23 protein-coding genes are annotated in these 25,115 nt (G+C 49.0%); 20 read left to right on the top strand and 3 right to left on the bottom strand.

All coding sequences use genetic code 11. From position 1 onward, the window contains the following. Nucleotides 1-9 precede the first annotated feature (9 nt). The 8 genes from ACPV3A_RS13210 to ACPV3A_RS13175 all read left to right on the top strand — a co-directional run bounded on the left by ACPV3A_RS13210 (nucleotide 10) and on the right by ACPV3A_RS13175 (nucleotide 7,129). Nucleotides 10-816 (top strand): hypothetical protein, encoded by an 807-nt coding sequence (locus ACPV3A_RS13210; RefSeq protein ID WP_071220205.1) that lies wholly within the window; start codon nucleotides 10-12, stop codon nucleotides 814-816. A gap of 27 nt (nucleotides 817-843) precedes the next feature. Next, nucleotides 844-1,356: a WXG100 family type VII secretion target gene (locus tag ACPV3A_RS13205; protein ID WP_071220206.1), complete on the top strand. Its 513-nt coding sequence runs from the start codon at nucleotides 844-846 to the stop codon at nucleotides 1,354-1,356. Between the two features lie 157 nt (nucleotides 1,357-1,513). After that, complete coding sequence (locus ACPV3A_RS13200) at nucleotides 1,514-1,789, top strand: WXG100 family type VII secretion target (protein ID WP_006211202.1); 276 nt, start codon at nucleotides 1,514-1,516, stop codon at nucleotides 1,787-1,789. Between the two features lie 158 nt (nucleotides 1,790-1,947). Beyond that, on the top strand, nucleotides 1,948-4,029 hold the full coding sequence (locus ACPV3A_RS13195) for a hypothetical protein (protein ID WP_426199915.1): 2,082 nt from the start codon (nucleotides 1,948-1,950) through the stop codon (nucleotides 4,027-4,029). A gap of 43 nt (nucleotides 4,030-4,072) precedes the next feature. Next, nucleotides 4,073-4,825: a vWA domain-containing protein gene (locus tag ACPV3A_RS13190; protein ID WP_426199914.1), complete on the top strand. Its 753-nt coding sequence runs from the start codon at nucleotides 4,073-4,075 to the stop codon at nucleotides 4,823-4,825. A 13-nt stretch (nucleotides 4,826-4,838) separates the two neighbouring features. Further along, nucleotides 4,839-5,681 carry a hypothetical protein gene (locus tag ACPV3A_RS13185; RefSeq protein WP_426199913.1) on the top strand — a complete coding sequence of 281 codons (843 nt, stop codon included), beginning with the start codon at nucleotides 4,839-4,841 and terminating at the stop codon, nucleotides 5,679-5,681. Nucleotides 5,682-5,841: 160 nt separating this feature from the next. Then, the gene (locus ACPV3A_RS13180) at nucleotides 5,842-6,639 is read left to right on the top strand and encodes an SDR family oxidoreductase (protein ID WP_426200007.1); all 798 of its coding nucleotides are present in this window, start codon (nucleotides 5,842-5,844) and stop codon (nucleotides 6,637-6,639) included. A gap of 109 nt (nucleotides 6,640-6,748) precedes the next feature. Next, nucleotides 6,749-7,129, top strand: a complete 381-nt coding sequence (locus ACPV3A_RS13175) for a DnaJ family domain-containing protein (RefSeq protein WP_220684643.1) — start codon at nucleotides 6,749-6,751, stop codon at nucleotides 7,127-7,129. A 103-nt stretch (nucleotides 7,130-7,232) separates the two neighbouring features. Here the strand turns inward: ACPV3A_RS13175 and ACPV3A_RS13170 are convergent, their stop codons facing one another. Next, on the bottom strand, nucleotides 7,233-8,129 hold the full coding sequence (locus ACPV3A_RS13170) for a glutamate--tRNA ligase family protein (RefSeq protein ID WP_426199912.1): 897 nt from the start codon (nucleotides 8,127-8,129) through the stop codon (nucleotides 7,233-7,235). A gap of 279 nt (nucleotides 8,130-8,408) precedes the next feature. On the opposite strand from ACPV3A_RS13170, the gene hrpB reads away from it, so the two are divergent. The 7 genes from hrpB to ACPV3A_RS13135 all read left to right on the top strand — a co-directional run bounded on the left by hrpB (nucleotide 8,409) and on the right by ACPV3A_RS13135 (nucleotide 16,801). Continuing rightward, complete coding sequence (hrpB, locus tag ACPV3A_RS13165; RefSeq protein ID WP_426199911.1) at nucleotides 8,409-10,919, top strand: ATP-dependent helicase HrpB; 2,511 nt, start codon at nucleotides 8,409-8,411, stop codon at nucleotides 10,917-10,919. Nucleotides 10,920-10,997: 78 nt separating this feature from the next. Then, complete coding sequence (locus ACPV3A_RS13160; protein WP_194543492.1) at nucleotides 10,998-11,549, top strand: general stress protein; 552 nt, start codon at nucleotides 10,998-11,000, stop codon at nucleotides 11,547-11,549. Nucleotides 11,550-11,780: 231 nt separating this feature from the next. Next, nucleotides 11,781-12,977, top strand: coding sequence for an acyltransferase (locus tag ACPV3A_RS13155; protein WP_426199910.1), 1,197 nt, complete (start codon nucleotides 11,781-11,783; stop codon nucleotides 12,975-12,977). Between the two features lie 307 nt (nucleotides 12,978-13,284). After that, nucleotides 13,285-13,644, top strand: a complete 360-nt coding sequence (locus tag ACPV3A_RS13150) for a helix-turn-helix transcriptional regulator (RefSeq protein WP_071220214.1) — start codon at nucleotides 13,285-13,287, stop codon at nucleotides 13,642-13,644. A gap of 42 nt (nucleotides 13,645-13,686) precedes the next feature. Continuing rightward, entirely contained in the window at nucleotides 13,687-14,691 is a 1,005-nt protein-coding gene (locus tag ACPV3A_RS13145) for a Gfo/Idh/MocA family protein (protein WP_216531941.1), read from the top strand. 190 nt (nucleotides 14,692-14,881) lie between these two features. Continuing rightward, nucleotides 14,882-16,159: an MFS transporter gene (locus ACPV3A_RS13140; RefSeq protein ID WP_426199909.1), complete on the top strand. Its 1,278-nt coding sequence runs from the start codon at nucleotides 14,882-14,884 to the stop codon at nucleotides 16,157-16,159. 81 nt (nucleotides 16,160-16,240) lie between these two features. Next, on the top strand, nucleotides 16,241-16,801 hold the full coding sequence (locus tag ACPV3A_RS13135; protein ID WP_071220217.1) for a winged helix-turn-helix domain-containing protein: 561 nt from the start codon (nucleotides 16,241-16,243) through the stop codon (nucleotides 16,799-16,801). A 66-nt stretch (nucleotides 16,802-16,867) separates the two neighbouring features. On the opposite strand, the gene ACPV3A_RS13130 is transcribed toward ACPV3A_RS13135, so the two are convergent. Beyond that, entirely contained in the window at nucleotides 16,868-17,431 is a 564-nt protein-coding gene (locus ACPV3A_RS13130; protein ID WP_426199908.1) for a TraR/DksA C4-type zinc finger protein, read from the bottom strand. Between the two features lie 238 nt (nucleotides 17,432-17,669). On the opposite strand from ACPV3A_RS13130, the gene ACPV3A_RS13125 reads away from it, so the two are divergent. Continuing rightward, on the top strand, nucleotides 17,670-18,047 hold the full coding sequence (locus ACPV3A_RS13125) for a DivIVA domain-containing protein (RefSeq protein ID WP_426199907.1): 378 nt from the start codon (nucleotides 17,670-17,672) through the stop codon (nucleotides 18,045-18,047). Nucleotides 18,048-18,114: 67 nt separating this feature from the next. On the opposite strand, the gene ACPV3A_RS13120 is transcribed toward ACPV3A_RS13125, so the two are convergent. Further along, complete coding sequence (locus ACPV3A_RS13120) at nucleotides 18,115-18,681, bottom strand: cupin domain-containing protein (RefSeq protein WP_426199906.1); 567 nt, start codon at nucleotides 18,679-18,681, stop codon at nucleotides 18,115-18,117. 250 nt (nucleotides 18,682-18,931) lie between these two features. Here ACPV3A_RS13120 and ACPV3A_RS13115 point away from each other — a divergent pair, with 250 nt between their 5' ends. From ACPV3A_RS13115 to nagE, 4 genes are all read left to right on the top strand, one after another. Further along, the gene (locus ACPV3A_RS13115; protein WP_426199905.1) at nucleotides 18,932-21,616 is read left to right on the top strand and encodes a CHASE3 domain-containing protein; all 2,685 of its coding nucleotides are present in this window, start codon (nucleotides 18,932-18,934) and stop codon (nucleotides 21,614-21,616) included. Between the two features lie 267 nt (nucleotides 21,617-21,883). Next, the gene (locus ACPV3A_RS13110; protein WP_071220221.1) at nucleotides 21,884-22,771 is read left to right on the top strand and encodes a PRD domain-containing protein; all 888 of its coding nucleotides are present in this window, start codon (nucleotides 21,884-21,886) and stop codon (nucleotides 22,769-22,771) included. A 1-nt stretch (nucleotide 22,772) separates the two neighbouring features. Next, nucleotides 22,773-23,270, top strand: a complete 498-nt coding sequence (locus tag ACPV3A_RS13105; protein ID WP_426199904.1) for a PTS sugar transporter subunit IIA — start codon at nucleotides 22,773-22,775, stop codon at nucleotides 23,268-23,270. A 359-nt stretch (nucleotides 23,271-23,629) separates the two neighbouring features. Next, on the top strand, nucleotides 23,630-25,105 hold the full coding sequence (gene nagE, locus ACPV3A_RS13100) for an N-acetylglucosamine-specific PTS transporter subunit IIBC (RefSeq protein WP_194543485.1): 1,476 nt from the start codon (nucleotides 23,630-23,632) through the stop codon (nucleotides 25,103-25,105). Nucleotides 25,106-25,115 lie beyond the last annotated feature (10 nt).

The raw sequence follows: 25,115 nt of genomic DNA, 5'->3' as shown, positions 1-25,115 counted from the left end.
TGGCTCATAATGTTGACAATTCATGCTTCCAAACAAGAAACGATCACGCTGAATGACAAGGAATTTTTCTTCTTGGCTGGAATTATCGGATCGGACCGATTACTTGGTGTTGAAGATCCTTTTGTAGGATACTTAACGGAAGAAATCGCGGTTGAGTGGGAGAAAACCAAACAATCACTCCTAAGCAAGCAATATTTGATTCAAGAGGAAGGCGGGGAATTGTCGATTCCACCCGAGGTCTTCTCAAGAGTGGCTATTGCTGGACTTGCGGAACGTGCGTGCTGGTTGAAATATGAAAATCAGGATTCGGCGTTTGAAGGATATCTGCATGTTACGGACGAACGGGTAATACAAGTATGCAGAAGCGGCGAAGACAATCGATGTTACCTGCTAAGCGAACTTGGCACGATCGAACAAACCTGCGATCAACTGGTGCAGGATCTGGCCCTAAGCGACCAAAACTGGGGGGATATTCCGGCACTGCTCCTTAGCCGGAAAGAATTCGGAGATATTTACACCTCCGTTTCCGAACAGAACAGCGATGATATCGGCGATCGCTTGGCCAGGTTGACCGATGATGCGGAAGGTTCCATCGCTTTAGCGAAATGTATGAAAAACAAGGTGTCTTCGGGGGAACTCCAGCTGTCGATTTGGAACGGAAACAGCTGGGAAAGTCAAAATGCAGCATTTATAGTGAACGAGTCCATGAATTGGCTGCTGCGTATGAGCCTGGAGGGAGACCAGGACTGGTTAACCGCAGCGCCAGCGACCAAAGAGCAGTTTCGTCATATGCTACTCATGTGGCTGAAACAGTAACAGAGCCTGTATGAAAGGTGAGGACCAATGCGTATTTCTGTCGAGCCGGAGTCTCTCCGGACGTTAAGCCGTCAGCTGCAGCATAGTGGCGATGAATATTTAGCGATTACGAGAACGCTCAACCAAGCTATGGAATCACTCGTTTGGGAGACGTCTCTCAAAGCGGCGGTTATTGATGAGTGGCAGTCTGCCCGGAGTCTTGGAGAGCATCTGGGAGCTCTTCTTGCTCAGCTGGGCAAGCATCTTCAAAGCAAAGCCGATCAATTTCAAGAAACGGATCATCAGTACCATACGATTTTGGAGCATGCCATCGTAAGTACAGTATCACCGACGGCTCTGTTTGCCGCTTCCGGCATGGAGGGGCGCTCATCCATATTACCGGAATATGGCAATTCCTCGACGGTTATATCGAACCCGAGTTCGGTAGCCGCTGCCGTGGGCATGACCAGTGGAGACAACGGAGATTCGGCTAAACAAGCCGCGTTAGCCGGGCAAAGCTGGACCTTTACCGATCCGTCTTCGTTTGGCATTGCCAACTAAATTCCTATTCCTTTCGGGAAAATCGGGATGGTAAATGTTTCAAATTGGGACGTATAGGGTAACTGGAAATTAGGTCTGAGGACGCTTTGATAAACTGAGGCTCATGGGCTAAGATGTCAAGTGTCACCAGAAAACGAATTTCTAGGAGGTTACATAAATGGCAGGACGTATTTTAATTACGCCAGAACAAGTTGAACAAGTAGCAAACCAATTTAAACAGAGCGGTGATCAAAGTCAGCAAATCGTTAACAGCCTGACTCAATCGATCAACGGCATGGAAGGTCAATGGGATGGTATGACGAAGCAGCGCTTTTTCCAGGAATTCCAGGAAGCAAGCCGCTTGATGAACTCCTTCGTTCAAACGCTTGACAGCATCAGCAATGAGCTGAAAGCGATCGCTCAGAAATTCCGTATGGCTGACGAATCCCGTTAATATCCATTCGGAGACTTTTGCTTTATAATAGTTTAATAGGCAGAATAAACCGGGTGGTAGACAACCCGGTTTTCTTGCAATTTTGGATGTTTAGAATATAACAATGTGGTTAATAGAGTTATATAGTTAGGTAACGGAGTTAAGAGAGGATGACGTTCATGACATTTCAGCCAAACCCGGGCGATGGGATTGTTGTAAATGGAACGGCTTATACAGTAGGGCAGCATCCCGCAGCGCCAGGCGTAGCCTATGCCCAAGCTGGGCGTCAGGGAATCGTCTACCAGTTGATTCCTGTGGATGGGGAACTGCATGAAGCCAAAGCACTAAAGGTATTTTTTCCTAAGTTCAGAATTCCGGCTATGGTGTATCAATCCGAACATATGGGGAATTATCGCGAGATACCGGGTTTGCAGGTAAGCAGTCGAGAGGTGCTCACTCCCGAAAGAAACGGAGATTTGATAGCGGAATATCCGGATTTGCTCTACGCGGTCATCATGCCATGGATTCATGGATGTACTTGGTTTGACGTTATAAGCGATCAGCGTAATCTGGGACGTTCTGATAGCCTGATGCTTGCCAAAGCATTGGCAGCCATCGGCTCAAGCATGGAGCAGCGCGGTTTAGCCCACTGTGACCTGTCTGCGCCTAATGTCATGCTTCCGTTTTTTTCGGAAGTGAAGCTGCCGGAAGGCGCTGCCGCCGTTGAGCTTGTCGATGTGGAGCAGATGTACAGCCCCAAAATGGATCGACCTGATGTTTTGCTTGCTGGCTCTCCTGGATATGCGGCTCACCGTACGGTCCATAGCGGGTTATGGAGTTCATATGCCGATCGTTTCGCAGGTGCTGTTATCATTGCGGAAATGCTGGGATGGAGCGATCCGGCTATCGTGAATCGGGCATGGGGCGAAAGCTATTTTGATCAGCATGAAATGCAGACCCCGTGCGAGCGTTATTTTTTACTGAAAAAATCGCTGGGTCAGCGTTGGGGTACACGGATTGCGGATCTGTTCGGCAGAACCTGGGACAGTCAGGATTTGAGCAGCTGCCCTACCTTTGGTGAGTGGCTGATTGCTTTATCATCCTTGAGTGAAGAAGAAGTAGTCGAGGAAGCCCAAGCTCCTGTAGCCGCTGCTGCTGCCCATGACGACAAAGCGGATGAAGCCCGTTCTGAAACCGTCCAAGAGGTGCCGGCTGAAATTATGGCATCGCTTGGCATTGAGCCAGGCACCCGAGAGGTCAACGACAATGTGGTTGGACGCTTGTTTCATCAAGCCCGTGATCTGGAGGATGCGGGTAATCTTTCCGGCGCGTTGGAAATATTCCGCTCCGCGTATCATTTTGTAAAGAAGGACAGTCCGCTTGAAGTGGAGCTTGCGGCCGCTATACAGGGGCTCGAAGAGCAGCTGCGTCCAGCTGAAGAATCATCCAACAAAGGCATTAAAGCACTGTTGTTATCCCGTAAATTCATGCTCTCAACCGCTGCGGCCATCGTCATATTGGCAGGTTCTGCGATTACGGTGAATCAGATTCTGGCGGAGAAGGCAGAGAGCCGTCAGTTGGATGCTCAGAAATTAGCCGAGCAGCAAGCGCAGGAGAAGGAAGAAGCAGCGCGTAAGCAAGAGGAAGAAGCACGGAGGCAGCAGGAAGAGGCTGCCCAGAAAGAGGCAGAGGCTAAGAAAGCGGAAGAGGAGCGTAAGAAGGCTGAGGAGGCCAAGAAGGCTCAAGAAGCTGAGCAGGCACTGAAGGAACAGGAGAAAACTGAGCTTCAGGCCAAGTATGAGAAGCAGGCGAAGTATGAAGCTTATCTGGCATCACTTGAAGAGAAGAAAAAGAAGCAGGCATTGCAAGAGAAATATGATAATCAGGCCAAGTATGAGGCGTACTTAGCTCAGCTCGAAGAGAAGAAGAAAAGACAGGCACAGGAAGAGGCGGCAGCTAAGGAAGCTGCCAAGGCGGAAGCGGAGCGCCAGGCGCGAGCCAGGGCTGCCCAACAAGCCCAAGCCGCAGCGCTTCAGAAACAACGTTCCCAAAACGTTGTAGAACTGGTTGCTTTATATAATAAAGCGTATAATGCGCAGGTGGCCGGGAACAAAGACCGTGCTAAGAATGCCGCACGTGAATTCATACAGTTATATAACAAGGATAAGGCCTATTATAAAACCGTTGGTAAAATGAGCAGCCGCCTTAGCAATCTGCAGCAATTCATAGGTGACGACAGCCACTGGATACCAAAACTGTAAGGAAGTAAACATGACGAAAATGCAGGGGTGAATGTTATTCACGATGAACTATACCATTCAAGCATCACAGCGCACGCCAGCGCTCATTATATATCTGATTGATATCAGCGCGTCCATGAACATGCTGATGGAGGACCGGAGGCGGATTGATGTCGTATACGAGGCCTTGTCCCTGGCCATTCGGCAAATGGTATTTCGGTCCACGAAGGGCAATCGGCTGACGCCTAGATACCGGATTGCCATCCTTGCATACAGCGATGATGTCTATGATTTGTTAAACGGGATTAAGGGCATTGACGAAATTGCGGCGATCGGATCGCTTCCGGATTTAACGCCGAAGCGTTTCTCCGATTCGGCGAAAGCGTTCCTGCAGGCCGAGAAAATCCTGCAGTCGGAGATTCCGAACATGCAGGATTGCCCCGCCCCGCTTGTGTGCCATATGACGGATGGCGTGGCTACGGGAGAGGATCCGGAACCGATTGCCCGCCGCATCATGAACATGAGTGTTCCGGACGGCAACGTGCTTGTGGAGAATATATTCATATCCGATCATCTGATGAACCAGCCGATATCCGAACCGCGCCGCTGGAAAGGGATTTTGGCCGATACTTCGCTTGAGGATGAACACGCGCGCAAACTTAAATTGATGTCTTCCGTTCTTCCCGAAAGTTATCGAGAAATGCTGGTTGAGGCGGATTATCAACTGAGCCCGGGAGCTTTGATGATGCTTCCAGGCACTTGCTCTGAGCTGGTGTCCATCGGGTTTCAGATGTCAGCTGCCACGCCGGTAAGGTAAGAGGGTCACAAAGATGAAGCGATCATACGCAAGAAGCATGGAATCGTTGGGAATTCGTAAACGGAAGGCTCAAGCAGCATCGTTTTATTACGAGAGCAAGCAGACCGTGGAAGAACCGATTACGAAGATTAAAGATTTGTTCACATGTCGTTATGCGTATGGCAGAGCGGCAGAGTCTGTCATGCTCTCCGAGATGGGTCAGGATTTCATTGCTTTGAAGATGAATGAAGATGTGTGCCATTTTGTATTGTGCGATGGCGTCGGATTGAGTTATCGGGGCGATGTGGCCTCGCGTCTGCTAGGCCAGGGGTTAATGAATTGGCTGGAGACGGTTGAGGAACTCACGACCGCATCGCTTGAACGCAGACTGAAGGAGATTACGCAGGAAGCTGATCGGGAAATGCGGACTCATTCCCTGAGTTCCGAAACGCCCAAGCTGCTTCGCGAAGTGCTGGAAGAGAAGCAGCGCAAGGGAAGCGAAGCTATGTATATTTGCGGTCGCATAGAGCTCTCCTCGGGTTTTCGTCGCAAAGGAAGGTTGTGGCTCGCATGGCAGGGTGACTCCAGGGTACGCTTGTGGCGCAAGGAAGACGAGATCACCTCGGTTTTCGGAGATCGTTTCCGGACCTCGGAACGATGGTCTTCCCGTAGTGGTCCGATCGGAGGCAGTCCTCACGTGTTTTCGTGCAAATTAGACCCGGAGACCGAATATCGGCTTCAGTTATACAGCGATGGGCTCAACGATCTGGATCCGCTGAAGGAGCCGATTCCTGATGAGCAAGTGCAAGTATTAATGAATGCTCGCCATACAGACGGTCTGGAAGATGACGCTTCGTTTTTGGAGATTGTATGGTAGGTTTCTAAGAATGTCAGATGATGATAAACAATGGTCGGACCCAAGGGGTCCGGCTTTTTTATGCAAAAAATTAGAAATCATGATTATAAAACAACTCCTTTTGGGTAATCTTTGACAGATGAATGCATAACGGATTACGATAATAAGGAGCGTGTTGATGATGAATGAAGGATACGGACGTTTTCATGGGAGAACAGCGATCATTACCGGAGCCGGATCAGGCATAGGGAAGGCAGCCGCCATTCAGCTGGCGAAGGAAGGCGCAAATGTTGCTTTATTCGATCTGTTGGATGACCGAACGAATAAAGCGGAATCGGAGATCAACTCTATTCGCGAGGGTTCCGCCAGAGCGTTTGACGTAGATACTACAGATCCTGACCGGGTGGAGAAGGCGGTTCTCGAAACGGTGGAGATTTTTGGCGGTGTTGATATCGTATTCGCCAATGCAGGGATTAACGGCGTGATGACGCCAATTGATGAAATGAAGCTGGAGGAATGGACCAAGACGCTGAACGTAAATTTGAACGGGACGTTTCTGACGGTCAAATATGCGATTCCGCACCTCAAGAAAAGGGGGCAGGGCAGCATTATCATTACCAGCTCCGTCAATGGTACCCGAACCTTCTCTAACTTTGGGATGAGCGCATACAGCACAACCAAAGCGGGACAGGTGGCTTTTGCGAAGATGGCTGCGCTGGAGCTGGCGAAATTCAAGATTAGGGTTAATGTAATCTGTCCCGGCGCGATATCCACCAACATTGATCAAAGCACGAAGAAGCAGGGTGATCTGGAAGAGATCGTGATTCCGGTTGAATATCCGGAAGGGAGCCAGCCGTTGTCTGATGGACCGGGTACGCCTGAAGAGGTCGCGGATTTGGTGGCGTTTCTCGCTTCCGACCAATCAAGACATATTACAGGGGCACAAATCTTCATAGATGGAGCCGAATCCCTGTTGTAAATGAGCTCAGGAGAAATCTCGAGGGTTCCCTGCATTCAGAACTTGGAATATAAACTGCGCTGCTATATGATGAAGAGGACAAAGGAAAAAAGGAGGAGGCTGTGTAATCATGAGCATCTTTTCCAGATTGGCTGAGCAGAAGATCGAAGAAGCGATCCGCAACGGGGAGCTTGATCATTTGCCATTTGCCGGAAAGAAACTTCCGATCGACGATCTTTCGCACATTCCGGAGGATCTGAGAATGTCTTATCGCATCATGAAAAATGCGGGTTATGTCCCTGAAGAGGTTACGCTTCGCAAAGAATGCGTTCAGCTGTATGACTTGCTCGGTGCTGCCTGCAGCGACGGTGAGCAGGAGCAGCTTCAACGCAAGCTCAATGAAAAGCGTCTAAGACTGCAATTGCTGATGGAACAGCGCGGGCTTAGCGGCAATAGCGCGTTTACGCAGTATGAGTCCAAAGTTAGGGAACGATTAACTCATGAGGAATAACAGAACAGCGCCAGCCTTTCTTCTCTTTGCGAGGATGAACGTGCTGGCGCTGCTTGTTTATCAGGGTACGAAGGAATGTAATTTAATAACGCTTACGAATCCCTTATTTCGATAAGTTGCATCTAGGATTCAACAGCTGATTTTTGACATGATCCGTTATTTTGATCGGGGCAGAAGATACTTTCGATAAGTCAAACACAGGAATTAGATCAACAGGTCGAACGGGTTCCGGATAGTCCAGGAGACCGGCGGTCCAAGACAGCCAGCCGATGATGCGCTCGGGCATGATGCCCTGGCCGCGAAGAAATGAGAGGCTAAGCCCGCGGGTCCTCTTGGCGAGCCTTCTGCCTTCCGCATCGACCATTAGCGGGGTATGTGCAAACTGTGGCGGCTGATAGCCTAACGCATGGTATAAGAGCAGCTGACGTGGCGTGGAGTCCAGTAGGTCGGCTCCTCGGAGTACGTGGGTTATGCCCATTAAAGCATCATCCACAACCACCGCGAGTTGATATGAGATGATATCGTCCGCTCTGCGAACCACAAAGTCTCCTCCGTCAGATAGTCGATGGGACTGCTCCCCGGCGATGCCGTCGACGAAGGAAACGATGTCTTCCGGTACCTTCATCCGCAGCGAAGGCTTCTTATGAAGCTCTCGAAGCGCCGCTTCCTCTCGAGTCAAGTCTCTACAAGTTCCCGGATAACGGAGGCCTTCCGATGCAATGCCGTGCGGTGCGCTGGCTGCGGCCGTAATATCGGCCCGACTGCAATAGCAGGGGTACAGGTTATTGGTTTCCTGCAGCTTGGTGATTTCCCGCTCATATAGCGCTTGGCGCGCCGCCTGATGATAGGGTCCGTAGTCTCCGGCAACACCGGGACCTTCATCCCAATCCAAGCCGAGCCATTCCAGATCTCTCATCATCTCGACGGCAAGCTCCTGGCGGGAACGCTGGACATCGATATCTTCTATACGGAGTATATATAGTCCGTTCATACTCCTCATTTGCAGCTATCCAAGTAAAGCGGTCAACGCATTGCCGATGTGCATCTTTCCTGATGGCGTAGGGGCAAAGCGGCCGCGAAATGTGGCATGCTGCTCCATACATTTCACCTTCCGACTACATGAATCTTGATGTTGACATGGGAATGATATTCATATTGTATCGCAATTATATCGATACTTTCCAGCCTTGGCGACAAGCAGCTCCCCTTGACGTACATCGGCTGTTTTATATAATTAAGGGATTATATTGATATTTGATAGGATAACGGAGATGTATCCATGACTGAATTACCGATTCACCGAATACTTCCACAATTGAAAATGGCTTTATCTGCTGGAACCCATGCGGTTTTGATCGCTGAACCGGGTGCGGGCAAGACGACCCAGGTGCCCTTGGCATTTCTGAATGAACCGTGGCTGGAAGACAAGCGGATCATCATGCTGGAACCTAGAAGAATTGCAGCTCGCTCGGCTGCGAGTTATATGGCGTCCTCTTTGGGAGAGGCAGTTGGTGAGACGATCGGATATCGCGTCCGAATGGACAGCAAGATCGGTCAGAACACTCGGATCGAAGTTGTGACGGAAGGCATCATGACGCGTATGCTGCAGGATGATCCGGAATTATCCGGCATCGGTATGATTATATTCGACGAATTTCATGAACGAAATTTGCAGGCTGATACCGGCCTGGCTTTTGCGATGGAATCCCAGTCGGTGCTGCGGGAAGATTTAAGGCTGCTCGTCATGTCTGCTACCCTAGAGGCTGAGCCAGTCGCGAAGCTTCTTGGCGACGCACCGGTCATCGTTAGCGAAGGTCGTGCTTTTCCAGTGTCTACTCACTATTTGCGCTCATTCTCTCTCGACGAGTTGCATAAAGGTGCGGCGAATGCCATCATGCGAGCGCTCTCCGAACAGGAAGGCGATATCCTTGTATTCTTGCCGGGTGCCCGCGAAATCAGGAGAACCGCTAATGAATTATTAAGAATAGGTTTAAGCCAAAATGTCGTCATTCGGGAATTGTACAGCGCGCTTCCGGCAGACAAGCAGGACGAAGCGATCAGACGCGATTCGAACGGCAGGCGTAAAATTGTACTCTCCACAAGCATTGCCGAGAGCAGTATTACCATTGAGGGGATCAAGACGGTTGTTGACAGCGGTTATATGCGCACGGAGGTGTTCTCGCCCAGAACGGGACTGCCGCAATTGATTACGAGACGGTTATCCAGGGCATCCGCGGATCAGAGAAGGGGAAGGGCTGGGCGCGTATCGGCTGGTGTATGTTATCGCTTATGGAGCGAGGAAGAGCATCGTCATCTGTCGGAAAGCACCATTCCGGCGATCCGTGAATCCGATTTGACGCCGCTGGCCTTGGAATTGGCGGTATGGGGAACGCGTGACCCGGAGGAGCTTGCTTGGCTTGATACGCCGCCCCGACTAGCTCTTGCACAAGGACAAGCGTTATTGAAGCAGCTGTCGGCTCTGGACGATTCAGGCAGTATCACACAGCATGGCCGAGCGATGGCGCTTCTTGGGCTTCATCCGAGGCTCGCTCACATGCTGCTGAAAGCACAAGAAATAGGAGAAACATCGCTGGCTATCCGAATTGCTGTACTGCTTCAAGAGCGTGACATGTTGAGCAGAGGTGAAGCCATCAGGGATCAGGATTTGCGCTCACGTGTGGAGCGGCTTCTCTTGTTTGAACGACAAGGTCAGCGATCGGCTGAACAAGACGTGACTAATGAAGCCGTGCTGCAGCGGATGAAACAAGAGATCAGAAAACTGCATACACAGCTGAATATTGCATATACGACTAGCGGGGACTTGAATTTCTGCGGCCTTTTGCTGTCGTTCGCCTATCCGGATCGGATCGCGAAGAACAGGGGAGGAACCGGTTTTTTGATGCGCAGCGGCAGAGGCGTGAAATTGGTGTCGGTTCAGCCTATGAGCCGCGCACCGTATATTGTGGTCGCTGCCGTTGATGATCAAGGCCCGGACGGGAATATTCAGCTTGCTTCTGAAATAGATGAATTATGGCTCGAAAAGTATTACCATGACGAGATGGAACAGCATAAAGAGGTTGTATGGGATTCAGCTTCCGGCAGCATTAGGGCGAGACAGAAGCTGATGCTTGGAGCCCTCGTTATCAAGGAACAAGCCTATTCGAATCCGACAGGAGAGGAAATAGCGGAAGCCATGCTGCAAGGGATCAGGCAGGAGGGCCTTGGTTTGTTGCAGTGGAGCAAGGCGGCATTGCAGCTGAGAGAACGGCTGGCCTTCATGTTCAGGCATGATCCCAAGGGGAAATGGCCTGATGTTTCGGACGAAGGCTTGCTGAATCAGGCGGAGGAGTGGCTGCTCCCATACTTGGAAGGGCTGCGGAATCGCAATGATATGAGACGTCTCGCTCCGGGAACGCTCTTGGAGCATATGCTGAGCTGGGAGCAAAAGCAGCAGCTTCAGAAGGAAGCGCCGACTCATATTAGGGTCCCAAGCGGGTCCTTGATCCCAGTTAATTACAATGACCCTGAACAACCGTTCCTGGCCGTTCGACTGCAGGAGATGTTCGGACTTCAGGATACGCCGCGAATTGCTGGCGGACGGGTTGCGTTGACCCTGCATTTGCTGTCGCCGGCTCAAAGGCCCGTTCAGGTTACCTCGGATCTGTCCAGTTTCTGGCGCAGCGGCTATTACGAGGTGAAAAAAGACTTAAAGGGAAGATATCCTAAACATTATTGGCCTGATGATCCCATGGAGGCGACTGCAACCCATCGGACTCGGCCCAAGGCTTAACACGGCAGCGTCACGTTTAATTTCCCCCTCCGTCGGGTAATGTTAATTATGAACGACCACCGATGAGGAGGGTTTATCATGGAGAAGAAAATTGTTGGAGTATTCCGTTCGGAACAGGAAGCAGCCCAAGCAATCGAGCAGCTTCAGCGGCATGGGATTCCGAACGAGGCCATTTCCATTATAGCGAAGGATCAACGCGAAGCAGACATGATAGCCGAGCAGACGGGGACGATGGCGCCTGAAGGGGTAGCTGCAGGCGCGGCAACAGGCGGCATTCTTGGAGGTACGGCAGGTTTGCTGGCAGGACTCGGGGCTTTGGCTATTCCCGGCATCGGCCCGATACTTGCTGCAGGACCTATAGCGGCGACGCTCGCCGGCGCAGCAGTCGGTGCGGGAGCCGGGGGGCTGGTCGGCGGTTTTATCGGCCTTGGGATCCCGGAAGATGAGGCAAAAGAATACGAATCCTATATAGAGCAAGGACGGATTCTGGTGCTGGTGGACGCCGATCAAGAAAATACAGGCATCTACGATATATTCCGCGATTATGATTACAGAAACGAGGGCCGTGCGGGAGCGGTTGATCTGGAACGGGACGACGCGCTTCCGCCGCGTGGCACTACGCTGCTGTAAGGAAAACAAAACCCGGTTCCGATGGGAACCGGGTTTTTGTTATAGAGATCAACCGCATTCTGTCTTCTGTAAAGGTACGATCGATAGAAGTTTTTCTTGATACATAGCCCAATAGAACGTACTTAATAGTGCTGATAACATCAGAATCAGTAAATAATTGGATTACCCGATCAGGGGCAGTGTCCCTTACAATGAGGTGTGCACACGAAGTCAGACGAAGGGGGGAGCAGTATGCCCAAAGAAAGAATACCGGAAATCGAGCGCTTACGGGGAATTGCTTTTCTAGCTGTGGTCTTACAGCACTCCATCGCACATTATTCGGTCGCGCCGGGAATGACGACAGGTGATGGTTTAATGATGGCAGTTCTTCTGATGGCGACGAAATTTGCTGTACCCGTCTTTATTTTTATTACAGGCATGGTGCTGTTTTATAACGATAAAGGTCAGCTGTTTTACGGAAGGTTCATCAAGAGGCGTTTTGGCGACATCTACGTTCCGTTTGCTGTATGGACCTTGATTACTTTATTAATCAATCATAGGTTTAATCCTGCTGTCATTGAGGATTGGAAATATCTTGGAGAAGTATGGCTAACCGGGAAATCGAGCTCGCATTTTTGGTACATCATTATGCTGTTTCAATTCTATCTGCTGTACCCGCTGTTCCGCTCCGCTATACTAGGAATCAAAGAAAGATGGGGCTGGCAGACGCAGCTTACGATATTGATTTTATCCGGACTATTGTACGTGGGTTTGACAGGAATGATTAACGATATTGGCCAATGGATGGGGAGCCTAAATGTCCCGGTATGGAGTGAGCTGTTCACAACCTACGCAGATCGGAACGCACTTTATTATTTCTTCTATTTTGCGCTGGGGGCGGCAGCCGGTTTATACCATGACTCTTGGAAAAAATGGATTCATAAGGCACGGCCGGTCATATGGCTGATCTTCGCTTTTTTGTTCGGATGGATGCTCATGCAAGCCGTCCATGAAATCCGTTCTGCTGCGAATGGCGCGATTACGTTCTATTCCTTGTCGCTGCTTCGCCCGATGATGGTACTTTTCCTCATTAGCTCTATATTGGTCATGTACGATGTGGCCGGCTGGATATGTCGTCATGCCGGAACGGGTGCGAATGCGCTTCTGACCTCCATTGGGCTCTATTCGTATGGTGCTTACCTGATGCATCTATTGACACTGCGTATAAGCTATGCAGTCGATGAATCTTTGCTGATCAGCATGCACCCTCTGGTCCGGATCCTCTCTTCATGGATTATCAGCGTGGGCGTGGCTTATGGTGCCACTCGCATGCTAGCCAAGCTGCCGTTCGGGAAGTGGCTTGTCGGAATCGCGGGAGCAAGAAAAAGCCGCGGGGTTCGCCCATACGGCAAATCGCGACCAAGCACAGGCACATCCGCCGGAATGTGAAGAAATTAAACCCACCCTTCAGGGTGGTTTTTTTGTTTGAAACCAATCGAACGAGCCACGCCAACAACCCATAAAACAACAGGTGAAAAATAATACACTATATAATTTCAATATATGAAAAATTCATAATAGAATAAAAGCTTGCGTTATTGCATCACGTTTATTCAACTAACACCCAACCACGTTTCAATCTACACCTTCTTGGTTTAAAAAGAGGGGGATGCTTCCTATTGTGCAAACTGGGAAACTGTGGGTTATAATTAGGTATATTATGGGACAAGTAGCTCGTGAAGGAGGAGGCGTCCAGATGGCATTTATGATCGCCCAGCGTGCTTTTATCAAAGTATATCTCATTACCATGGTGGAGCAGCAGCGAGGATATGGATATCAGATGCTTGAAGAACTGCGGCAAGAATTCAAGAGCCATGGGTACTCACCGCCGCAAAGCGAAATTTACCGGGCTCTGCATGAGTTGGTGCAGGAGGGTGTGTTATATCGTACCAAGCAGCTGAAAGGGAATGATCCGCGGGTCGATTTTCAAGAAATCGTTCTTTACCATTTTACCGATGACGGTGCGGAGAAAGCCAAACTCTACAAAAAACAGGTTAAAACAGATTTGGATCGGTGTTTAGGGATCCTTCATAAAGCGGTAAACGATAATTTTTAAAAAATAATCTGAATGGAATGCAGCCAAAGGAGGAATGACCTCGTGAGCAAGAAACTGCGCTTTGGAATTATGAGTACTGCTCGGATTGCAAGAAATTCAATGATACCAGGCATATTGAAATCGGAACGCTGTGAGGTCGGGGCGGTTGCTAGCCGCAACGCAGAAAAAGCAAGTGAGCTCGCCGAGCGATATCATATCGGGAAATACTATGGTTCTTATGACGAGCTTCTGGAGGATCCCGACATTGATGCGGTATATATTCCTTTGCCGAATCACCTTCATAAACCTTGGACCATCAAAGCCGCACAGGCCGGCAAGCATATCTTATGCGAGAAACCGGCAGCCCTGACCGAAGCGGATGTCCGTGAAATGGCTGAGGCTGCTAAAGCACACAACGTGCTTTTTGCGGAAGCCTTTATGTACCGATATCATCCGAAACACGCGCGTGTACGCGAAATCATCGAAAGCGGCGAAATCGGGCAGCTTCGCGGAATTCACGGATCGTTCACCTTCAACAATGCGGAGGATAAAAGCAATGTCCGTTACAGCAAGGACATGGGCGGAGGCTCAATCTATGACGTGGGATGCTATCCCATCTCGGCAGCGCGAATGATTTATGGGCAGGAGCCCAAGGCAGTAACGGCCCATGCTTTTTTCTCTGAGGAGCATGACGGAGTGGACATGATGGTCCACGGGATGGTGGAATTTGAAGATGGATTGGGGCTTACGTTTGAGTGCGGGATGTGGACCTATTCCAAATGCTCTTTAGAGATTGCAGGTACCGATGGCAGGATTGAGCTTCCTTCAGCTTTTGGATGGGAGAGGATGGAGGACATGGCCCAGATCTGCGTTCATACGGCCAAGGGCTCCCGCGAGGAGAAGGTAGGGATTTACAACCACTTTGCACTGCAAGCGGATGCTATGGCAGCGGCCGTAATGGACGGCACGCCGCTGCCCTATGGTCCGGAAGATGCCATCAGCAACATCAGGGCCATTGAAGCATGTCTTCAAGCAGCCAGATCCTCATCGCGAGTGATCATTAAATAAAGAAGAATCGTTGTCATCCGTGAGATCGAATAAATCGCCATGTTGGCGATTTATTTTTTTTGCCTATTGCATTCCTCTTCGAAATCATTAAAATAAACTTAACGATAAAATAATTTTAACGTAATTATTATTTTAACGATCTGAAAAAGTTTAATGTTGTTATCCATTTAACGAAGAGGAGAAGGAAACCATGCAAAATGCCGCTGTTTTGGAAAAGCAAGGCTTTGGTCAGCTCTTGAAAATCCGCCCCTATCTGATTTATTTATCTGCCCAGGTCATTACCCGATTCGGGGATTCCCTGGACTCCATCGCTTACAGCTGGATGGTCTATATGCTCACAGGTTCTGAACTATTAATGGGTACATTGTTCGCCTTTAACTTTCTGCCCGGATTGCTTTTCAGTTTGTTTACCGGGACCTATGTAGATCGCTGGCCGAAGAAATTGGTGCTTGCCTTAACCTATCTCAGCCGCGGCATTGTGGTTTCGCTAACGGCCTTTCTGTATGCTGTGGGGTCTCTTGAAGTCTGGCATTTGTTCCTGTTCACGTTTCTAAATTCCACCCTGGAATGCTTCTCCAGACCCGCCGAGACTTCCATCGTCCCCCGGTTGCTTCCCAAGGATAAACTGCTTGCAGGCAATTCCTTCTCAACTTCCGTAAGTCGGAGCGCTGAATTAATCGGTTTATCTATCGCTGGTGCTCTCATCGCTTTGGTCGGAATTTCGGGGACTATCCTGATCGATGCCGTAACGTTTCTCATTGCCGCCACCATTATCGCTTTTATGCCGAATCCGGAGGCAGCCGAACAGGCTGAAGCCAAGGAAGCCTCCGCACGGCCTACGACAGAGATGACGAAAACGGTGTTCGGCGATATTAAAGAGGCTCTTCTTTTTGTGAAGCAGCATACGCTGCTCCTCATAACAACGGTGCTCGCCATGATCAATAATTTTTGTTTGGCACCGCTGAATGTACTGCAGCCGGTCTACGTTAAAGAGACCTTGGGTGCCGGAGCCGGAGGTCTGAGAGTACTGGGAACGGCCCTCCTGATCGGCATGATTTGCAGCGGGCTATGGATTGGACGTTACGGGAAGAGCTTCAAAAAGAGCACCTTGATCATGTCAGGATCTATCCTGCTCGGAATCGGTTATTTTGCGTTAGGGATTCCAGGACATCTGCCGGCATGGCGGGTGGAGTCTGCAGCGTTCTGCATGTTCATTACCGGTTTTGCCGTCTCTATGCTTACCGCCCCTATCTCGACGTATCTGATGGAAGTAACGCCAAGGCATATGCTCGGCAGAATAGGTGCCCTTATGACGGTAGCTTGCACAGCTGCCATTCCTGTGGGGAGCTTGATTACTGGATTTGTAGCGGAGCAGTACTCCCCTCCCATTCTGTTTTCGATCATGGGATTCATCATGATGCTGCCCGTGATATTCCTCATTCGGAAGAAGAGTTTCCGTGCCATTTAAATCCTCAGCGTTTTGTAATTTCGACATTCTCGGCCTATAATGAAAAGAAGTGAAAAATAACATGAAGCTGAGGTGTACGGTGTGGAAACGAAGGAACTGACTACACTGGAAGAGATCAAAATATATTCAGATCCATATCGGCTCCAGATTTTGAATGTATTGAATAAGATGGACCGTCCGGCAACGGTAAAGGAAGTCGCGGACAAGATCGGGGATGTGCCGGCTAAAGTTCATTATCATATGAAGAAGCTGGAGCGAATCGGACTGGTCAAGATCGTATCCACGAAAGAGATCAACGGTATCATCGCTAAATATTATGAACCTTTTGTCGGTACGGTAAAGATCAAACGAGGGGCAGATTCCGACGAGCCGGTCATCAAGGAATTAATTCGATCCGAAACGAACAAATTATTATCCGAGTTGTTTGACCAGAATAGAGACCGTTTCTTCAAAAATATGAGTCAAGAGGGCGAAACGACCTCCATGTTGACCAATACAACCTTGTATATGAGCGAAGATGAAGCGCGCGAGTTTTTTGTTGAGCTGGATAAAATGCTGACCCCTTATAAAAAGAAACGCGGGGAAGGTTACGACGAATATGAGTTTTTTGCTTCCAATGTTCGGACTCGTAAAGAATCCTGATCACGGAAAACAAGCTGGTACCTAACGTGCAGGTACCAGCTTTCCCTTCTATTTTGCTGTACCGGTTCATACATTCTTCTTATAATCGTCTTGTCCGGGTTTAATGGACATGCCGGGCGACGTCGACGTTCCGTAATCTTCAACGGCATCCCACGCGCCTGCATCATCAAATTTACCGTCGGCCGCTTGGCGGTTGACGCCTGCTCCGGAAGGGGGCGGTGTCATGATATCCTCTTCTACCGGCCGGTTGTCGTTGATATCTTTCCGCGGCGCATGTTCGAGGCAATGGGCCGTATAAGGCAAAGCTTCCAGCCGCTCATACGGAATTTCCAGGCCGCACACGGCACAGGTTCCGTATTCGCCCTGGTCCATTCGCTGCAAGGCAGAATGGATCTGCTCCAATTCATGCTCTAGCGTTCCCTGGATGGCCAGATCACGCTCGCGTTCGAATACCTCAGTCCCTACATCTGCAGGATGGTTATCGGCTGCACTCAGCTCACCTGTAGACTCCCGGAGAGAGTAATCCCTGTTGGTTTCATCGCGGGACTCCAGCTGCTCTTCCAATCGTTCTTTATCACTGAGCAACCGCTGTTTAAGTTCGTTGTATTGTTGTTTTGTCATCGTTGTCATAGAAAAGTCGCTCCTCTCTGGGTTGAAGTACGTAATATAGCTCCTTATGTACAATCAATACCCGAAATGGATTGGTAACAATCACATGAACCATGGGAACGGCAGCCTCTCGTTTTTGGAACATTCTCCAAAAAAGCCCCGGAGTGTTTTAATCCCAGTGCTTAATATGATATAAACAAAGATAGAGAGAGAAGGCTAAAAAAAGTAGGGCTGCACCAATATTTGGAGGTAAATCATTATGGATGAACACATGAAACGCCGATTGGATAAACAGAAAAAGCTATTTCGGCAACTAGGCATTCAACTGGACGCTTTGTCTATCCATGAAAAGAATTTTTCGAATAAACTACGGGGTTATGATCAGGAGGAAGTGGATTCCTTTCTGGACGAAGTGATTCAAGATTATGAGCGGTTTTATGCCACCATCTCCGATCTTATGGATAAATGGCAGGAGCAGCAGATTACCATTCGCGATCTCAGGGCTGGCGTTAAGCCAGAGGCAGAACGTCCGGTGCTGAACCCGGAAGAGATTGAAGAAACGGTGGCGAAGCTGGAAGCCGACCTGCGCACTCTTAAGAAGCAGATCCGCCCTGAACAAAGATTTTATATTGATTGATGTTATACGTTGCGATCGAAATCATTACATAAAAAGCGTCTCTACAACAATAACCACACATGGCCGATCACCGGCTGCGTGTGGTTTTGTTATCTGGATGCCCGGTTATGAGTAAGGGTGGGGCCGGCAGAGGTCCGCCTGAAACGTCGCTCTCCGTCTTTTTATGTAACGGGACAGGTGTTATAAGCGCCTTCGAATGAGGTTTCACGTTCACGCAATTGCATTGCAGCGCTTCTGCTTCCATAAGCGTATTAGCCCAGACTGGCGCTATGTCCATTTGGTGTGGGGACTCGGTGTTATAGATCAACAGCAAGATCGTTCCAGGGGTTAGCGCAGTTACCCAGTGACACCAACCAATGGGAGCGTGAACCACCTGACCGGGTACTACCTGATATACAAGATTCTGATGAGTGTCCGGATCAATTAGGGAATAACTGATTTCTCCGTGAATGACATAACACAATTCGTCCGTGTCCGGGTGGCTATGGGGAGAGAGACCCTTACCGCGTTCAAGATGGGTTTCTGACATCATCATGCCTTGCAGAAGGGGCAGCTCCAGTGACGACACATTCGCAACTCCAAGGCCGGCTAAACGCTCTGCCTGTTTCCTGGAATGATAAACATGCCTTGTCAATGCAGTATCCCCGCAAGCGCTCTTAAGGTCATCATATGAGGTACTCTCCTTTTTTAAGAATGAGAACGAAGGATGTTGTACAAGCGTGTTCCTTTATAATATATGCCCAAACGTTTATAAATCTGACTGCCTACGACTAAAGAATCATTGATGGCTTCAAAACTGGTTTTGCTTGTAAACCATTTTCATAACAATTACTATGAGGATAGGAGCAGACTTAGACTGATAGATGACAAGGGAGGTTAGCCATTTGTCTAACAACCTGAAATTCAACATCCGCAGCAAGATCGTAGTTGGATATTTAATGATATTATTATGTCTTGGAGCTTTTCTCTGGATTGTATCAGACCGCATCTCTTCACTGCAGCAAGAGGCGGATTTTATAGAGAAGCACGATATCGAAGTACATAATCTCACGCACGAAATTGAGAAGAATTTACTTGAAATGGAAACCGGTCAGAGGGGGTATGTCATAACAGGGGATGATACCTATCTGGAGCCTTTCAATCAAGCGCTGTCGTCTTGGCAGATTAACTATAACAAGCTGTACAAGCTTGTTAGCGATAATTCGGAGCAAGCCAATCACCTTGAAAATATTAAGGAGAATATCAAGGAGTGGATTACCAACGCCGGTCAGCCTGCTGTCCAATTGAAGCAGCTCGGACAGGATGAGGAGGCTCTTCATTTCTTTATTAACGATCCCGGTCAGCAAGCGATGAACTCGATTCATGAGCTGTTTCTCTCGTTTCGAAGCAAGGAGAGAGAACTGACAACCAGCAGAATCGAAGAGATGAAAGATAGCAATACCCATTTATTGTATACGATGTATCTCCTGTGGGCGGGAGCAGCACTGATTACCATATGTGCAGCTTTGGTGATATCGAAGAGCATTGTGAGGCCGATCACGCAGGTAACTCATATCATCTCCGATATTGTCAAAGGTGGGAATATCTCCCAGCGGATTCACGTGCGATCTAATGATGAGGTCCGCCAGTTGGCGGACACAACCAACGAACTTCTTGCACAGGTCGGCAGGCAGAACTGGGCCAAGGATCATATTTCGGTTATGTCGACGCTTCTCCAATCATCCGATCGCGTGGAGACGGCCGTACAGTTTTTCATTCATAAGCTGGCTTTGATCATGAAGCTGCCGTACGGTGCCGTTTTTATAAACCGGGGTGGATCGGAACTGGTAAAGGCAGCTGCTTTTGCCGATCCGGACGGTGAGCCTTGGAATAAGGTCAGAGATCGTTTTTTACCAGGAGAAGGTTTGGTGGGACAATGCATGCTGGAGCAGCGCATGATTATTCTGGACGATATACCACCTAACTATGTGCGAATTGAGTCGGGGCTGGGTGATGCTGAGCCTACCACGCTGCTGCTGGCGCCTGTTATGTTTGAAGGACAAGTTCTGGGTGTGATTGAATTGGCCAAGTTTAAACCGTTTGACGAGCTGGAAATTCAGCTGATCGAACAACTGAATTTTCAGCTTGGGGTAACATTGAACTCGATTCAAAGTAAGATGGAAATCCAGCAATTGTACCATGAATCCCAAACGCTGAATGAGGAGCTTCAGAGTCAGACCGAAGAGCTGCAGGCGCAGACCGAGGAACTGCAAACCCATTCTGCGGAAATGTATATGCTGAACGAACGATTAGGAGCCCAGAAGGAAGCCGCATTAATCGCGGCCAGCGAATTGGAAAAATACGCGAAAGAGCTGGAGAAGAGCTCGAAGTACAAGTCTCAATTTCTGGCCAATATGTCCCATGAACTGCGGACACCGCTGAACAGCATGTTAATTCTTTCCCAGATTTTAGCTGAGAACAAGCAAGGGAACCTGACGGAGGAAGAGCAGCATTACGCTTCTGTCATTCATAATTCAGGCAGTGAATTGCTGAATTTAATCAACGATATTCTCGATCTGTCTAAGGTTGAGGCCGGTAAGATGCAGATCGAAATGGACTTGGTTAATTTGACCGAGCTTCCAGAACTGATGGAAGGCTATTTCTCTAAAAGCGCGGAATCCAAAAATCTGGAATTTGAAATTGAGATGGCCGACGACTTGCCTGACATGATATACAGCGATGGAATGCGGCTTCACCAAATTCTGCGTAATCTGCTCTCGAATGCAATTAAGTTTACGGAGAGCGGCAGCGTTAAACTACGGGTGAAAAAGATGAATTCCATTGTAACCTCGGATTTCGCGATCAGTGGCGACGTCATTGCTTTTTCCGTTGAGGATACTGGCATCGGGATTGCTGCAGAGCATCTTCAACCGATCTTCGAAGCGTTCCAGCAAGGCGAAGAGACTACAGCCAGAAGATTTGGGGGGACTGGTCTCGGCTTATCCATATCGCTGCATTTGGCGAAGCTGCTTGGCGGGTATATTACCGTGGAGAGCGAGGAAGGAATCGGGAGCACGTTTGTTTTATATTTACCGCTGCTAACGGAATATGGCACCAATGAAAGTTTGTTTATGCTGCCTGAAGTGGCTGCCACCACGAGCAACGCCAGTTGGAGTGATCTCCCAATGGAGGCATTCGACATGGAAGTAACTACCCGATTGGAACACAAAACCGTATTGATCGTGGATGATGATATTCGGAACGTATACGGTTTGACTAATGTGCTGGAGAAACTCCAGATGACCGTGCATACTGCCCAGAACGGGTTCGAATGCTTGGAGCTGTTATACAAGCATCAAACCATCGATGCAGTGCTGCTGGATATGGTAATGCCGGAAATGGACGGAGTCGAAACGATGAAGCGGATTCGCGAGAACCCGGAATGGGCGGAACTCCCCATCATCGTGATGAGCTCCAACACAATGAGGGATACGGATCAGTTTATAGCAGACGGCGCGAATGGATATCTGCACAAGCCCATTCATATCCAAGAAGTGATCCATGCGTTACAACAATGGATCGGGGCTTGAGGAGATTTTTTTACCCGTTGCGGTAGCTTAGCATATTGTCGTAATGTCGTATGTTGACGAATGCAAGCCAATTGTTTTATGATGGATTCATAGCAGGAACATAAGACGGCGTGTTACCTTAACAGGGCATGAGCCAAGAAGAGACAGCTTTCACATGGGGTCTTTTCTTGGCTTTTTTAATGTTTTGGGGAATCGGTATGCAGCATTTCTTCGTATATGAATCCTTCGCTGTATCTCTGATTAAACTTAAAGGAAAGGGGGAAGTTAATGAGCGGGATCGAGTTGTTTACAGTCGTACGTGTTATTGGTAACAATGTCGTGATGGTCACAGGCGGTAAGAAAGAATCGGAATACGTCATCCTGGGCAAAGGGATTGGCTTTGGCGCCAAAGCAGGCGGAACGATCGCTTCGGACGATAAGCGGATTGAGAAGCTCTTCAGGCTCGAGGATCGGGAGCAGTGGAGTCAAGCTCATCATCTGCTTGAAGAATTTGATCCACTGGTGATGGAGATCACGGATCAGATACTCAATCTCATTGGACAAGAGTTTCCGGGCACATTAAATGATAAGGTGTACCTGGCGCTTCCAAGCCATATCCAGTTTACGATATACAGAATCCGCAAAGGCATGGATATTATTAATCCTTTCCTTGAAGAGACCCGGATCAGCTTCCCAAAAGAATATGATATTGCAGCCAAAGCAGCGGAATTGATCGGCCAGACCTTCGATATCGAAGTTCCGGAGGATGAGATCGGCTTCTTGACCTACCATGTGTATTCCGCCGTCAGCCATGTGCCCGTAGGCCATCTGGTGAAGGCATCGAATGTGGTGGGAAACCTGGTAAGGTATATTGAGGAGGAGCGGCAGGTCGCTTTTGACCGGGGAAGCATGGATTATGTCCGTCTTCTGATGCATTTGAGGTTCTCGGTAGACCGGATGCTGAATCAAGACATCCAAGTGGATAATCCGTTCGCGGACCAGATCCGCTCCAAGTTCACGAATGAATATGGTCTGGCTACACGTCTCGCAGGCATGATGGAGAAAGAACTCGGCAAGAAAGTACCTGAAGCGGAGGTTTGCTTTCTAGCGATGCATCTATATCGGCTCTTCACAGGCCGGCTACAGCAAAAGAATCAACCCAGGGAGGAATCTTAACATGTTTGATCGTTGGAAAAAGAAAAAAACAGCTACTGCTATTCAACTCACAGCACCATTGTCGGGTAAAGCTGTGCCTTTATCGGAAGTACCGGATGAGGCATTTGCTGCTGGTCATATGGGCAAAGGCATAGCCATCGAGCCTTCCGAGGGCAAATTAATTGCGCCTTTTGACGGGACGGTTGCGCATGTCATCAAATCCAAGCATGCCGTGATGCTGGAGGATCCGGCGACCGGTCTGCAGTATTTGTTCCATATCGGGATTAATACAGTCGGTTTGAAAGGCGAAGGTTTCACAAGCCATGTTCAAGCAGGCGATCAGGTGAAGTCGGGTCAGACGCTCATCGAATTCGACATGGCCGCAATCCAAGCCGCAGGTTATCCGACGATTACCCCGATTATCGTGACCAATGCGGATGAGGTGGCTTCCAAGGWTGACGGTCAGACCGGCAGTGTCGTGATCGGCCAGGATCCTGTCATGACCATTGAATTGAAATAGTTCAATTCTATAGGCGAATGATTTAAATATTGGTTATTGACAAAACAGGAAGTCGTGAATTAAGATAACAACATCAAATGAATACGTTTTAAGGCGTGTTACCATAAACATGGGCATGAGCCAAGAAGAATCGGACTATAACATTTATAGTCACCGTTCTTCTTGGCTTTTTTTATTGGTATCGACTCATGATGGCATCCATGCCGCCTTAAAATGATGAATATATGTACGACCAAGGAGGAGGATTTTCTGAGTTTTTTGTTCCTTGAATGGAAGGCAATAAATGGTTATTCATTCGACGCATTATGTAAACGTTTTCAGTAAAAAGCTAAATTATTGAAGTTGAAAGGATGATTGACATGCTGGCTAAATTGCAAAAGCTGGGTAAGTCCCTTATGCTGCCGGTGGCCACCTTGCCTGCTGCAGGGATCTTGCAGGGGCTTGGAATGATCGACTATCAAAAAGATATACCTTTGGGAGCTCTAGGCGCTTTTCTAAATCAATATGTAACTCCGTTCATGACCTCTGGTGCCCTTGCGATTCTGGATAATCTGCCGTTTATCTTTGCGATCGGCGTTGCAATCGGGTTCGCCGGAGACGCCGTTGCGGCTCTATCTGCTCTTATTGGGTACATGGTGCTTACAAGAGTGCTGGAACAAGTACCGCTGCAAATGCCGTTTATACCGGATGACGTGAAGCTCAATATGGGCGTTCTTGGCGGTCTCTTTGTCGGTATGTGGTCCGCATATCTGTATAATAAATTTCACAAGATTAAAATGCCGGATTGGCTGGGCTTCTTTGCGGGTAAACGATTCGTTCCGATTATCACAGCAGCTTCTACCATGGTGCTTGCGGTTCTGATCGGTATGATTTGGAGCCCAATTCAGGATGGCATTTCCGTCTTCGGCAACTGGGTTGTCGGCCTTGGAGGCATCGGATCGTTCATTTTCGGTACGGCCAACCGCTTGCTGATCCCTCTGGGTCTTCACCACGTATTAAACTCCATCGCATGGTTTCAGATCGGTGATTACACGAATGCCGCGGGCGAAGTCGTGCACGGTGACCTATGGCGTTTCTTTGCTGGAGACCCGACGGCTGGTATGTTCATGTCCGGTTTCTTCCCGATCATGATGTTTGCGATGCCGGCTGCGGCGCTGGCCTTTATGCATACCGCCAAGCCGTCCAAACGCAAGCTCGTCGGCTCCATCTTTATCGGTTCGGCAGTAGCATCGTTCCTGACGGGAATCACCGAACCGCTTGAATTTGCGTTCATGTTCATTGCACCTGTATTGTATGTGGTGCATGCGATTTTAACAGGGCTTTCCGGATTGATCATGTATGTCCTGGATGTGCATTTGGGCTTCTCGTTCTCGGCGGGCCTGATCGACTACCTGGTGAATCTGAAGCTGTCTACCAATGCTTGGCTGCTTCTCCCGGTTGGTTTGGCTTTCGGTGTTGTTTACTATCTGCTGTTCAGAATCCTCATCGTCAAGCTGAACTTGAAAACGCCAGGACGCGAGGAAGATGACGACGTGGATACGATTTCTGACGATGCTGATACAGATGCCCCGTCCCCATCCGGCGCAGCATCCAATGAGTCTAAGGCGGCCAAGGTGCTGCAAAACATCGGCGGAGAAGATAACATCGTCAGCGTTGATGCTTGTATCACACGCCTTCGTTTGGTTGTTAAGGACGAGAAGGCCGTGAAGGATTCGGAGCTGAAGAAGTTAGGAGCATCCGGTGTCATGCGTCTGGGTCAAGGTGCGGTTCAGATCGTATTCGGACCGCAGGCGGAATCCATTAAGGACGACATCAAGGAAATTATGAAGAAATAAAGAAACAACA

The organism is Paenibacillus sp. Dod16 (assembly GCF_049893405.1).
GTDB lineage: Bacteria > Bacillota > Bacilli > Paenibacillales > Paenibacillaceae > Paenibacillus_AQ.
The sequence above is the reverse complement of the archived record's forward strand: the minus strand, read 5'-3'. Positions and strand labels throughout refer to the sequence as shown.

Coding starts and splice junctions, on each gene's coding strand:
- ACPV3A_RS13210 (WP_071220205.1), top strand. CDS start 10: ATGTTGACAATTCATGCTTCCAAACAAGAAACGATCACGCTGAATGAC.
- ACPV3A_RS13205 (WP_071220206.1), top strand. CDS start 844: ATGCGTATTTCTGTCGAGCCGGAGTCTCTCCGGACGTTAAGCCGTCAG.
- ACPV3A_RS13200 (WP_006211202.1), top strand. CDS start 1,514: ATGGCAGGACGTATTTTAATTACGCCAGAACAAGTTGAACAAGTAGCA.
- ACPV3A_RS13195 (WP_426199915.1), top strand. CDS start 1,948: ATGACATTTCAGCCAAACCCGGGCGATGGGATTGTTGTAAATGGAACG.
- ACPV3A_RS13190 (WP_426199914.1), top strand. CDS start 4,073: ATGAACTATACCATTCAAGCATCACAGCGCACGCCAGCGCTCATTATA.
- ACPV3A_RS13185 (WP_426199913.1), top strand. CDS start 4,839: ATGAAGCGATCATACGCAAGAAGCATGGAATCGTTGGGAATTCGTAAA.
- ACPV3A_RS13180 (WP_426200007.1), top strand. CDS start 5,842: ATGAATGAAGGATACGGACGTTTTCATGGGAGAACAGCGATCATTACC.
- ACPV3A_RS13175 (WP_220684643.1), top strand. CDS start 6,749: ATGAGCATCTTTTCCAGATTGGCTGAGCAGAAGATCGAAGAAGCGATC.
- ACPV3A_RS13170 (WP_426199912.1), bottom strand. CDS start 8,129: ATGAGGAGTATGAACGGACTATATATACTCCGTATAGAAGATATCGAT.
- hrpB (WP_426199911.1), top strand. CDS start 8,409: ATGACTGAATTACCGATTCACCGAATACTTCCACAATTGAAAATGGCT.
- ACPV3A_RS13160 (WP_194543492.1), top strand. CDS start 10,998: ATGGAGAAGAAAATTGTTGGAGTATTCCGTTCGGAACAGGAAGCAGCC.
- ACPV3A_RS13155 (WP_426199910.1), top strand. CDS start 11,781: ATGCCCAAAGAAAGAATACCGGAAATCGAGCGCTTACGGGGAATTGCT.
- ACPV3A_RS13150 (WP_071220214.1), top strand. CDS start 13,285: ATGGCATTTATGATCGCCCAGCGTGCTTTTATCAAAGTATATCTCATT.
- ACPV3A_RS13140 (WP_426199909.1), top strand. CDS start 14,882: ATGCAAAATGCCGCTGTTTTGGAAAAGCAAGGCTTTGGTCAGCTCTTG.
- ACPV3A_RS13130 (WP_426199908.1), bottom strand. CDS start 17,431: ATGACAACGATGACAAAACAACAATACAACGAACTTAAACAGCGGTTG.
- ACPV3A_RS13125 (WP_426199907.1), top strand. CDS start 17,670: ATGGATGAACACATGAAACGCCGATTGGATAAACAGAAAAAGCTATTT.
- ACPV3A_RS13110 (WP_071220221.1), top strand. CDS start 21,884: ATGAGCGGGATCGAGTTGTTTACAGTCGTACGTGTTATTGGTAACAAT.
- nagE (WP_194543485.1), top strand. CDS start 23,630: ATGCTGGCTAAATTGCAAAAGCTGGGTAAGTCCCTTATGCTGCCGGTG.